Here is an 11810-nt window from a genome sequence, read left to right as displayed (position 1 = left end):
ATGAAAGTTGGTATTAATGGTTTTGGTAGAATTGGTAGAGATGTAGCTAGGATTCTAGTTGAAGAGAACAATGGCCTAGAATTAGCTCACATCAATGCTTCAGGTGATTTAAAGACACTTGCGCATCTATTTAGAAATGATTCTCTATATGGTAGATTATCAGTTTCTTGTGAAGCTTGTGAAGATGGCTTCATGATCGATGGCAAGAAGGTTACAAACACTCAATTTAGAGATCCGGCAGAAATTCCTTGGAAGGACTATGGCGTAGACATCGTTATCGACTCAACTGGAGCATTTAAAAACAACGAAACTCTTTACAAACACATCGACAAGGGCGGCGCAAAGAAAGTTATTTTAACTGCACCTGCAAAGGGCGAAATCGATAAAACTATCGTTATGGGTGTAAACGAAAAAGAATACGACAAGACTAAACACAATGTTATCAGTAACGCATCTTGTACAACTAACTGTCTTGCACCATTAACAAAGGTTATTGAAGATAATTTCGGCATCAAGAGAGGCCTTATGACAACTATCCACGCTTACACTTCTGACCAAGTTTTACTTGACCACAAGCACAAAGACATCAGAAGAGCAAGAGCGGCAGCTATGTCTATGGTTCCTACAACAACAGGAGCAGCAAAGGCAGTTGCACTAGTTATCCCTTCACTAAAGGATAAATTAACTGGATACGCAGTTAGAGTGCCAGTTCCAACAGTTTCACTTACAGACGTTGTATTTGAATTAAATAAAAATGTAACTAAAGAAGAAATTAACGAAGCTGTTAAAAAAGCAAGTGAAAATGAATTAAAGGGCGTATTAAAATATGCTGACGAAGAGCTTGTTTCTGTTGACTACGTTGGTGACAGACACTCATCAATCTTCGATCCATTCTTAACTTTAGTTATAGAAGGCAACTTAGTTAAAGTAGTTTCTTGGTATGATAACGAATATGGCTATAGCCACAGAGTAGTTGACCTAGCAAAATACATTGCTGATCAAGAATAATTATTATAATATAAAAGGAAAAGATAATGAAAAAAACATTAAAAGATTATAATTTTGATGATAAAACAGTTTTATTGAGATGTGATTTTAACGTGCCAATGAAGGACGGCGTTATCACTGACAATAAACGTATATATGAGTCACTTCCTACTATCAAGCACCTTCTTGATAATGGTGCAAAAGTGATTATGATGAGCCACTTGGGTAGACCAAAGGGCGAATACAACTTAAAATTCACGCTAGAGCCAGTTAAGGAAGAGATAAAAAAGCTTCTTGGAAGAGATGTAAAGTTTATCTCTTGCCCTGAAGTAGTTAATGATGAAGTTAAAGATGCGGCTAAAAATCTTAAAAAAGGAGAAGTTCTTTTACTAGAAAATACTAGATTTAGAAAAGAAGAAGAAAAATGCGATGAAGACTTCTCTAAAGAGCTAGCAGAGCTTGCAGATATCTATGTTAATGACGCTTTCGGTACTTCACACAGAGCTCACGCATCAAACGTTGGCGTAAGCAAATTTTTACCATCGGCACTAGGCTTCTTAGTTGAAAAAGAAATGAATATCATGGCGAAAGAGCTTGACGAACCTAATCATCCATTCATAGCTATACTTGGTGGATCAAAGGTTTCTGATAAGATAGGCGTAATTGAAAATCTATTAAATAAGGCTGATAAGATACTTATAGGCGGCGCTATGGCATATACATTCTTAAAGGCAAAGGGCATAAATGTAGGCAAGAGCTTAGTTGAAGACGACAAGTTAGAGCTAGCACTTGAACTATTAAAAAAGGCTGATGCAAAGAAAGTTGATTTGGTTCTACCAGTTGACGCTCTATGCGCTAAAGAAATAAAAGAAGACGCTGAAGCTGAATGCTTTGAAGTAAATCATATACCAGAAGACATGATGGGTCTTGACATTGGACCAGAAACTATTGACGTATTTACTAAAAAGTTATTAGGCGCAAAGACTATTGTTTGGAACGGACCTATGGGCGTTTTTGAAATGGATAAATTTAAGAACGGCACTAACGCCATTGCCAAGGCACTTGCAAATTCTGATGCGACAACTATTGTCGGTGGAGGAGATAGTGCGAGCGCTGTTCAAAAAGCTGGCTATGAAGAAAAGATCACACACGTTTCAACTGGTGGCGGCGCTTCACTTGAACTAATGGAAGGAAAGGTACTTCCTGGCATAGCTGCTATAAATGATAAATAAGGAGACAAATTTGAGAAAATTTTTACTTGCTGCAAATTGGAAGATGAATATGGACGTAATGGAGACTGAAGGCTTCTTCAAGGACTTGAGTCTAAAGCCTAATGACTCGTGTGACGTTTATATCGCAGTTCCATTTACAGATATTTATTTAGCAAATAAAACTAAAAAGTTTAATGAGATTAAGATAGGTGCTCAAAACATCTACTTTGAAGACAAAGGCGCCTTTACTGGCGAGATTAGCACTTCTATGATTAAGTCATGTGGAGCGGATTTTGTTATCATTGGTCACTCTGAAAGAAGAGAGATCTTCGGCGAGTACGATGAGATGATTAACAAAAAAGTTCTTAAGGCGATTGAAGACGATGTTGAAGTAATTCTATGCGTCGGCGAGACTTTGTCAGAAAGAGAAGAGGAAAAGCACTTTGATAAGATCGAAAAACAATTAAAGGCTGACCTTGTGGACGTAGACGCAGCTAAATTAAATAGCTTCGCCATCGCTTACGAGCCAATCTGGGCTATAGGCACTGGCAAGAGCGCATCTAAGGAAGACGCTGAAGAAATGTGCCGTTTTGTTAGAGAAAAAGTTAAGGCGATGAACCCTAACCTTGAAGCAAAGCTTAGAGTACTTTATGGCGGCAGTGTTAAAGAGGCAAATGCAGCTGAATTAGCTAAAGAAGAAAACATTGACGGCTTCTTAATTGGTGGCGCTTCACTTAAGACTGAGTCTTTTGAAGCCATTGCTAAGGAGATATAATATGTCAAAGGCTATATTAATAATATTAGATGGCTTTGGAATAGGCAAGGATAACGACGCAAACGCTGTATATAGAGCCAAGACGCCGACAATAGATAAGTTATTTAATGACTGCCCTCACGCAAAACTTCAGGCGAGCGGCGAATATGTTGGATTGCCAGCGGGACAGATGGGTAACTCTGAAGTCGGTCACTTAAATATAGGCTCGGGAAGAGTTGTTTATCAAGACCTATCACTTATCAATAGAGATATAAAGACTGGAGATTTCTTTAAAAAAGAAGAATTTCTTAAGGCGATAGAGCACGCAAAGAAAAATAATACAAATCTTCATCTGATGGGTCTACTAAGCTATGGCGGTGTTCACTCGCACATTGATCACATCAAGGCACTTTTAGACCTTTGTAAAAAAGAGGGCATTGGTGAAAAAACATATCTACACGCAATTCTAGATGGAAGAGATGTTGATATACACTCAGGCGAGAGCGATGTGAGTGAAATTATTGCTTACATGAAAAACAATTCATGCGGTCAGCTTGCCTCCATCAGCGGTAGGTACTATGCTATGGATAGGGACAAGCGCTATGACAGAACTGAAAAATATTACAAAACTGTCACATCTAAGACGCCTGAACTTGTTTCAGACGATGCAATAGACACGATTAAAAAATCTTATGAAGAAGACGTCACTGATGAATTTATCTTACCATGCGCTATAAGAAATGATGGTAAAGTCACTGAAATAAAGTCTGGTGACAGCATTATCTTTATCAATTTTAGGCCGGATAGAGCAAGACAAATCACAGATGCTTTCACTAACAAAGACTTTGCTGGCTTTGATAGAAAGTTTTTAGATGACATATATTACGTGTGCATGACTAATTACGACTCAAGCTTTAAAAACGTTCACATTGCTTATGGTGATGAAACGATAGTCAATACACTTGGTGAAGTAATTTCAAAACACGGACTAAAACAGCTTCGTATAGCTGAAACAGAAAAGTACGCTCATGTAACATACTTTTTCAATGGCGGCCGTGAAGAAAAATTCTCTGGTGAAGATAGAATTTTAATCAATTCACCGAAGGTAGCGACATACGATTTACAGCCTGAGATGAGCGCTTATGAGCTAACAGATAAGCTAGTCAGCGTCATGGGTGACTATGATCTAATCATATTAAACTACGCAAACACTGACATGGTCGGACACACAGGAGTAGTTCCAGCCATAATCAAAGCCGTAGAAACAGTTGACACTTGCCTTGCAAAGCTATTAGCAAAGGCAAAGGAATGTGGCTTCACAGCCATAATCACAGCGGATCACGGTAACTGCGAGGCAATGTTTGATGATGAGGGTAAGCCAATCACATCGCATACGACAAACCCAGTCCCTGTAATACTTTATAACGACGGAAAGCATAAGCTTAAAGATGGCGTGCTAGCTGATTTAGCACCATCACTATTAGATATATTAAATATAGAAAAGCCAAAAGAAATGACAGGCGAGAGCCTATTGGTATCGGAGGAATAAAATGAGTAGAATTATTGATGTATTTGCTATGGAAGTCTTAGATTCAAGATCTAACCCAACTGTAGAAGTAACAGTTTTAGCTGAATCAGGAGCAATCGGATCAGCTATAGTCCCATCAGGAGCATCTACTGGCGAACACGAAGCCGTAGAACTTAGAGATGGAGACCCAAAGAGATACGCTAAGAAAGGCGTGTTGAAGGCAGTTGACAACGTAAATAATGTTATCGCACCAGAAATTTTTGATATGGAAGTAACAGATCAAGTATCAATTGATAAATTGATGATAAACCTTGATGGAACAGAAAATAAAGGCAAACTTGGTGCAAACGCTATGCTTGGCGTGTCACTAGCAGTTGCTAAATGTGCTGCAAATGAACTAAACATGCCACTTTATAGATACATTGGCGGAACTAATGCAAAAGTTTTACCAGTACCTATGATGAATATTTTAAATGGCGGTAAACACGCTGATAACAACGTAGACATACAAGAGTTTATGATTATGCCAATAGGCGCAGAAACATTTAGAGACGCGCTTAGAATGGGCTCAGAAGTTTATCATAGCTTAAAGAATGTTCTTAAAGAAAGAAAATTAGCTACAGGTGTTGGCGACGAAGGCGGTTATGCACCAGACCTATCAAGCAATGAAGAAGCTATAGAAACTATAATCGAAGCTATAGAAAAAGCTGGATACGAAGCAGGCAAGGACATCTACCTAGCTCTTGACGTTGCTGCGAGCGAACTATATAACGCTGATACTAAGAAATATTATCTAAAGAGCGATAACGCAGAGCTTACAGACGAAGAAATGATTGACTACTATGAAAAATTAGTTGACAAGTATCCACTTTACTCAATTGAAGACGGTTTAGACGAAAACGATTGGGACGGATGGAAGAAATTAACTGAAAGACTAGGAGATAAGATTCAATTAGTTGGTGACGACTTATACGTTACAAACACAAAGAGAATCAAAAAAGGTATTGAAACTCACACAGCAAACTCAGTTTTAATTAAGCTTAACCAAATCGGTACTTTAACTGAAACTATCGAAGCTATCGAAATGGCTCACAGAAATCATTACACAGCAGTTATTTCACACAGATCAGGTGAAACAGAAGATACAACTATCGCAGACCTATCAGTTGCACTAAACACTGGACAAATCAAAACAGGTGCACCAGCAAGATCTGAAAGAGTTGCGAAATACAATCAACTACTTAGAATTGAGTACATGCTTGACGATACAGCAGTTTACGCTGGTAAGAGCATACTAAGAAAATAATTTTAAAAAAATCTATATGGGATGGGCCCCGTGCTCATCCTTTTTTTGTGTCTGAAGAAGGCCATTGACTTAGTGGCAAGACTATATTAATAGCAAGGCAAAAACGATTTTTACAAAAGCCGATTTACGCGCAAATCGATATTTGCACTTCCATAAACATGGCCCAAAATGAATTACGCATAAATCGAAGTAAATGAGAAAAAATCATTGCAAAATAAATGTTCTTGTGGTAAAATAGATATGTTATAAGAGAGAATGGAGGTGTGTGTATGACTTACGTATTGTATGCACTAGTTGCAATTTCAGCTTTAGTATTAACTATATCAGTAGCAGCTACTGAGGGAGACGATCAAGGCTTACAAGCATTGGGCGGAGCTGAAAGCATTTGGGGTTCTAAAAATCCTACAAGAAATGTTCTTTTAAAAAGAATAACTACAGTTTCATCGGTTGTGTTTATGGTAACAACTTTGATATTAGCGGCTTTATAATAATAAAATAGGAGGAAGAAATGGACAAAATTTTAATCATAGCTCCTATAGTTGGAGCTGTAGCACTATTATTTGCTTTAGTAAAAGCTATGTATGTTTCTAAGCAAGATGCTGGAAACGACAGAATGAAGGAGATAGCTGGCTACATTCAAGAAGGTGCACTTGCATTTTTAACTAGAGAATACAAATATTTAGCAATATTCATTGTTGTATTATTTGCAATTCTAGCTCTATCAATCAACATCGGTACTGCCGTTTGTTATTTAATAGGTGCGGTATTCTCAATTTGTGCTGGATACATCGGTATGACAGTAGCTACTAAGGCTAACGTAAGAACTGCAAACGCAGCTAAGGAAAGCGGTATGGGCAAGGCTCTAAACGTTGCTTTCTCAGGCGGTACTGTTATGGGTATGTGCGTTGTAGGTCTAGGTTTACTAGGTACTAGCATTGTTTGGATGATATTCAAAGATGCTAACATCGTTACAGGCTTCGGTCTAGGTGCTTCATCAATCGCTTTATTCGCAAGAGTTGGTGGCGGTATCTATACAAAGGCTGCAGACGTTGGTGCTGACTTAGTTGGTAAGGTTGAAGCTGGTATTCCAGAAGACGACCCAAGAAACCCAGCTGTTATCGCTGATAACGTTGGTGATAACGTTGGTGACGTTGCTGGTATGGGAGCTGACTTATTTGAATCATATGTTGGAGCTATAATCTCAGCTATCACTTTAGGTGCATTAGCATTTAGCGACAACGGTATTGCATTTGCACTAGCTCTATGCTCAGTTGGTATTGTATCATCAATTATCGGTACATTATTTGTAAAAGGCGATAAGAACCCTCAAAAAGCACTTGATATGGCTACTTGGGGAAGCTCAATAATCACTATAATCGCTTCTTACTTCTTATCTACAAAGATATTAGGCTCAATCCAACCATTCTATGCTATAGTAGCAGGTGTTATTGTAGGATTAATCATAGCAAAAGTTACAGAATATTATACAGCTGCTGAATATAAACCAGTTCAAAAAGTTGCTGAAGAATCAGAAACAGGTGCTTCAACAAACATCATCGCTGGTCTATCAGTTGGTATGATGTCAACAGCTATCCCAATGATAGTTATTTCAATAGGTATATTAGCTGCATTCTTCTTAGCAGGTGGAGCAGCAAGCCCAGTAAATGGTCTTTACGGAATTTCACTTGCAGCAATAGGTCTACTAGCAACAGCTGCTACAACTATTGCAGTTGACGCATATGGACCAGTTGCTGATAACGCTGGTGGTATCGCTGAAATGTGCGGACTTCCAGAAAATGTAAGAGATATTACAGATAAGCTAGACTCAGTTGGTAACACAACAGCAGCAGTTGGTAAAGGTTTTGCCATCGCTTCAGCTGCACTTACAGCTCTAGCACTATTCGCTTCATATACACAAGCAGTTGGACTTGAAAAGATCGACTTAACAAATCCATTAACTATAGCAGGTGTCTTCATTGGTGGTATGCTACCATTCTTATTCTCATCATTAACTATGGATGCAGTTGGTAAAGCTGCTAACCAAATGATCGAAGAAGTTAGAAGACAATTTAAATCCATCCCTGGTATCATGGAAGGAACTGCAAAACCTGATTACGGCAAATGCGTAGACATTTCTACTAAGGCAGCTCTTAAGGAAATGGTTATCCCAGGACTTCTAGCTGTTGTATGCCCAGTACTTGTTGGTATACTTCTAGGAACAGAAGCTTTAGGTGGTCTACTTGCTGGTTCATTAGTAACAGGCGTTCTAATGGCGATCTTCATGTCAAACGCAGGTGGAGCTTGGGACAATGCTAAAAAGTATATTGAATCAGGTGTTCATGGTGGAAAGGGTTCAGATGCTCACAAAGCAGCAGTAACAGGAGATACTGTTGGTGACCCATTCAAGGATACATCAGGACCATCTCTAAATATACTAATTAAATTAATGACAATAGTAGCATTAGTATTTGCACAAGTATTTGTTAGCTACGGTGGACTTATTATAAAATAAGATAAAATTGTAATTGGACTCCCCTTGATTTTAATCAGCGATGCTATTAAATAAGGGGAGCTTCATTTATAATATGGGTGATTTTATGGAAATAACGATTGACAATATTAAAATAAATTACATAATAGAAGGCGATTCAGAAAAGCCAGTTCTTATACTTCATGGCTGGGGCGCTTCTATCGAAGCAGTCATGGGTATAGTGAACGCTTTGAAGGATACAAGAAAAGTTATTGCCATAGATTTGCCAGGCCACGGCAAGTCGTCTGAACCAGATAGAGTTTTTGGTGGAGAGGACTATGCAAATATTGTCAAGGCCTTTGTAAAGGAGCTCGGCATTGAGAAATTTGACGCGATCGGTCATAGCTTTGGCGGCAAAACTTTAATACAAATTGCTTCTGAAGGCTATGAAAGACTAGATAAGATGGTACTTATCGATGCATCAGGCATACTTCCTAAGAGAAGTCTTTCATACTACTTAAAAGTTTATACATATAAATTCTTTAAAAAGCTTTACAGGTTAATCTTTTTTTACAAGAGTGAAGAGGAGCTTATGAAGAAGCTTTCAAAGAAATTTGGCTCTGATGACTACAAAAACACAAGTGGCATCATGAGGAAGACCTTCGTTAAGGTCGTTAATGAGTCTCTTCTTGATAGGCTAGGGCTTATTAAGAATGATACTCTAATACTCTGGGGTAAAAATGACGATACAACTCCATTATATATGGGTAAAATAATGAATGAGAAGATAAAAAACTCTGCTCTGGTTGAGCTTGAGGGCGGACATTTCTCATATGCAGATGATTATCAAACATTCACACGCGTAATTAGATCTTATCTTAGTAAGGAGGAACTATGATAGCTATATTTATATTCTTGCCAATATTATTAACAGTTTTAATATATATACATTCTTTGGCGTATTTCCAAATTATGCAATTAAATATGTATATCTCAAGTGAGTACGAAGCTTGGCTTAAAAATTTTGGCTGGCTTAAAAATTCATTAAAGAAAATAAAACCGGGAGATAAAAAGCCGCTTGTTTTTACTGATAGGATGAAGAGAATGATGAAGATATTTGCTTTATTTAACACTCTTATCATGTTTACTTCAATCATCGCTTATTTATTATTCGGTGAAAAAATTGCTCTAGCATATTTATTGGTACTTGCTTTTATTTTGTACATCATAAGAGCAAGGAGCGTTAAATGCGCAAATATATTAGCACTACCGATTGAAAATAAAATCAATCACGGTTTTTATGTTGAGGCGCAAAATAAAATTAAAAAAGAAAAAGAAAATAAATTAAAAGTAGTTGGAATAACTGGCAGCTACGGCAAAACATCTACAAAACTTGTTTTAAATGATATAGTGAAAAATAATCTTAAGACATATGCAACACCAAGCTCATTCAACACACCTATGGGTATATCAAAGGTAATCAACAATGAGCTTGAGAGCGGAACTGAAGTTTTCATCTCTGAGCTTGGGGCTAGATATGTAGGCGAGATTAAGGAAGTGGCTGAACTAGTTATGCCTGACATAGCCATAATCACAAACATCGGTCCATGTCACATAGAAACCTTTGGCTCTATGGAAAACATTGTCAAGACTAAGTTTGAGCTGATTGATTCGCTTAAAGAAGGCGGCCTTGCAATATTTAATTACGACAATCCATACATCAAAGAAAAGGCTGCTGAAGTCAAGACTAGAAAGGTTTACATCTCACTTGAAGATGACGCTTGCGATTACTTTGCTAAAGATATAAGCGTTGGTGAGTTTGGTACTGAATTTACTCTTATATACAAAAATAAAGAGTACAAGCTAAAGACAAAATTACTTGGTAAGCACAATATTTACAATGTACTTTTATCTGTGGCTGCGGCTCATGAGCTAGGCATGTCCATGGAAGAGATAGTTAAAGCAGTTCTTGATGTTAATCAAGTTGAGCATAGACTTTCTCTAGTAGAAAATCCAAATAATCTCATCATCATAGACGACGCATTTAACAGTAACCCAAGCGGTGCACAAGCGGCTCTTGATGTTGTCGCTGAGTTTAAAGAGGGAAAGAAGATCGTTATCTCACCGGGTATGGTTGAGCTAGGAGATTTACAATACGATGAAAATAAAAACTTCGGTAAGAATGCTGCAGCTCTTGTAGATCACTTCATCATAGTTTCAGAAGTGAATAAAAAAGCAATCAGAGATGGTCTCGTTGAAGGCGGACTTGAGGAAGCAAAGATACATGAAGCGGCAAGTTTAGAGGATGCACAATTAATTTTACAAAAAATATGTCAAGCAGGCGACGTGATTTTATTTGAAAACGATTTGCCTGATAATTATTAGGAGTTGATAGAATGCTAAAAGTAGGCGTTATATTTGGCGGAAGAAGCGTTGAACATGAAGTATCAGTTATTACAGGTATGCAAGTGATTGAGAACATGGATAAAGAAAAGTTCCTTCCAATCCCAATCTATATTACAAAAGAAGGCAAGTGGCTAAGCTCTGAAGCCTTCAAAAATTTTAAGACATTTAAAGATGGTGACTTTAGCTCAGCTAAGAACGTTATGCTTGGCTGTGATTATGGCGATTTTAATCTGTATATAAATCCAGAGACAAAATCCATGTTCGATAAAAAAGTTTATGAAACATTAGATTTGGTTTTCTTTGCGCTTCACGGAACCAATGGTGAAGACGGCTCATGCCAAGGACTTGTAGAAACAGTTGGCCTTCCATATACAGGTACTAACGTTTTAAGCTCCTCAGTTGGTATGGACAAGGTTATAATGAAGGACGTTTACAGAGCCAATGGTCTTCCTGTAGTTAATTACAGATATTATTACAGAAGTAAGTGGAGAAGCTCTAAAGAAGAAGTCATGGCAGATATTGAAAAGAATTTAAAATATCCATTATTTATAAAGCCATCAAACCTTGGCTCATCTATCGGTATATCTAAGGTTAAGAACAAGGACAATCTTGAAGAAGCTTTGATGATAGCCTTTAGTTATGACAAAAAAGTCATAGTTGAAGAATCAGTTGAAAACGCTAGAGAAATTAACTGCGCTGTCATGGGCTACGAAGAAAATGTAGAAACATCAGAGCTAGAAGAGCCACTAGATTTCAAAGAACTATTAACATTTGACGATAAATACGTATCAAATAAAAAGACTCCTGGAACAAAAACAATGAGAAATTTACTTAAGAAGGACGAGCCGCTAAGAGATGAGCTAGAGAGCTTAGCTACAAAGGCGTTTACATCCATTGATGCGGCAGGTAATGCCAGAGTCGATTTACTTGTATCTAAGGATACTGGCAAAATCTATATCAATGAGATAAATACAATACCTGGTTCAGTTGCTTTCTACTTATGGGAGCCTAAAGGATATTCGTTTAAAGATCTTATAACAAAGATGCTCGAGATAGCTCAAGCAGTTGACACTATGAGAAAAGAAACTGTTTACTCATATGACGCTGAACTCTTTAAACGTATTCAATACGGAAAGAAATTATAGGTG

Annotated in this window: 10 protein-coding genes; all 10 read left to right on the top strand. The window is 37.6% G+C overall.

Annotated features, from left to right (window positions below; translation table 11 throughout):
* The 10 genes from gap to AC1EJ0_RS06160 all read left to right on the top strand — a co-directional run bounded on the left by gap (window position 1) and on the right by AC1EJ0_RS06160 (window position 11807).
* Window positions 1–1008, top strand: coding sequence for a type I glyceraldehyde-3-phosphate dehydrogenase (gene gap / locus AC1EJ0_RS06205; protein WP_480023650.1), 1008 nt, complete (start codon window positions 1–3; stop codon window positions 1006–1008).
* 26 nt (window positions 1009–1034) lie between these two features.
* Window positions 1035–2219, top strand: a complete 1185-nt coding sequence (locus tag AC1EJ0_RS06200) for a phosphoglycerate kinase (RefSeq protein ID WP_480023649.1) — start codon at window positions 1035–1037, stop codon at window positions 2217–2219.
* A 10-nt stretch (window positions 2220–2229) separates the two neighbouring features.
* The gene (tpiA, locus tag AC1EJ0_RS06195; RefSeq protein ID WP_480023648.1) at window positions 2230–2973 is read left to right on the top strand and encodes a triose-phosphate isomerase; all 744 of its coding nucleotides are present in this window, start codon (window positions 2230–2232) and stop codon (window positions 2971–2973) included.
* 1 nt (window position 2974) lies between these two features.
* On the top strand, window positions 2975–4501 hold the full coding sequence (gpmI, locus tag AC1EJ0_RS06190; RefSeq protein ID WP_480023647.1) for a 2,3-bisphosphoglycerate-independent phosphoglycerate mutase: 1527 nt from the start codon (window positions 2975–2977) through the stop codon (window positions 4499–4501).
* Window position 4502: 1 nt separating this feature from the next.
* A complete protein-coding gene (gene eno / locus AC1EJ0_RS06185; RefSeq protein ID WP_480023646.1) occupies window positions 4503–5786 on the top strand; it encodes a phosphopyruvate hydratase in 1284 nt (427 codons plus the stop codon).
* Between the two features lie 269 nt (window positions 5787–6055).
* Window positions 6056–6274, top strand: coding sequence for a preprotein translocase subunit SecG (gene secG / locus AC1EJ0_RS06180; protein WP_058260152.1), 219 nt, complete (start codon window positions 6056–6058; stop codon window positions 6272–6274).
* A 20-nt stretch (window positions 6275–6294) separates the two neighbouring features.
* Window positions 6295–8298 (top strand): sodium-translocating pyrophosphatase, encoded by a 2004-nt coding sequence (locus AC1EJ0_RS06175; protein ID WP_294984759.1) that lies wholly within the window; start codon window positions 6295–6297, stop codon window positions 8296–8298.
* A gap of 85 nt (window positions 8299–8383) precedes the next feature.
* Window positions 8384–9154: an alpha/beta fold hydrolase gene (locus AC1EJ0_RS06170; protein ID WP_480023645.1), complete on the top strand. Its 771-nt coding sequence runs from the start codon at window positions 8384–8386 to the stop codon at window positions 9152–9154.
* On the top strand, window positions 9151–10641 hold the full coding sequence (locus tag AC1EJ0_RS06165; protein WP_480023644.1) for a UDP-N-acetylmuramoyl-tripeptide--D-alanyl-D-alanine ligase: 1491 nt from the start codon (window positions 9151–9153) through the stop codon (window positions 10639–10641). The genes AC1EJ0_RS06170 and AC1EJ0_RS06165 overlap by 4 nt, the downstream gene beginning before the upstream one ends.
* Window positions 10642–10652: 11 nt before the next feature.
* Entirely contained in the window at window positions 10653–11807 is a 1155-nt protein-coding gene (locus AC1EJ0_RS06160) for a D-alanine--D-alanine ligase family protein (RefSeq protein ID WP_480023643.1), read from the top strand.
* Window positions 11808–11810: the final 3 nt, after the last annotated feature.

It is taken from the genome of Fenollaria sp. C0166D3, assembly GCF_056590255.1.
This window is presented reverse-complemented; position numbering and strand designations above follow the sequence as displayed.

Excerpts from the sequence above, each read along its gene's own strand:
- AC1EJ0_RS06170 (WP_480023645.1), top strand. The coding sequence starts at position 8,384 with ATGGAAATAACGATTGACAATATTAAAATAAATTACATAATAGAAGGC.
- AC1EJ0_RS06165 (WP_480023644.1), top strand. The coding sequence starts at position 9,151 with ATGATAGCTATATTTATATTCTTGCCAATATTATTAACAGTTTTAATA.
- AC1EJ0_RS06160 (WP_480023643.1), top strand. The coding sequence starts at position 10,653 with ATGCTAAAAGTAGGCGTTATATTTGGCGGAAGAAGCGTTGAACATGAA.
- gap (WP_480023650.1), top strand. The coding sequence starts at position 1 with ATGAAAGTTGGTATTAATGGTTTTGGTAGAATTGGTAGAGATGTAGCT.
- gpmI (WP_480023647.1), top strand. The coding sequence starts at position 2,975 with ATGTCAAAGGCTATATTAATAATATTAGATGGCTTTGGAATAGGCAAG.
- AC1EJ0_RS06200 (WP_480023649.1), top strand. The coding sequence starts at position 1,035 with ATGAAAAAAACATTAAAAGATTATAATTTTGATGATAAAACAGTTTTA.
- secG (WP_058260152.1), top strand. The coding sequence starts at position 6,056 with ATGACTTACGTATTGTATGCACTAGTTGCAATTTCAGCTTTAGTATTA.
- eno (WP_480023646.1), top strand. The coding sequence starts at position 4,503 with ATGAGTAGAATTATTGATGTATTTGCTATGGAAGTCTTAGATTCAAGA.
- AC1EJ0_RS06175 (WP_294984759.1), top strand. The coding sequence starts at position 6,295 with ATGGACAAAATTTTAATCATAGCTCCTATAGTTGGAGCTGTAGCACTA.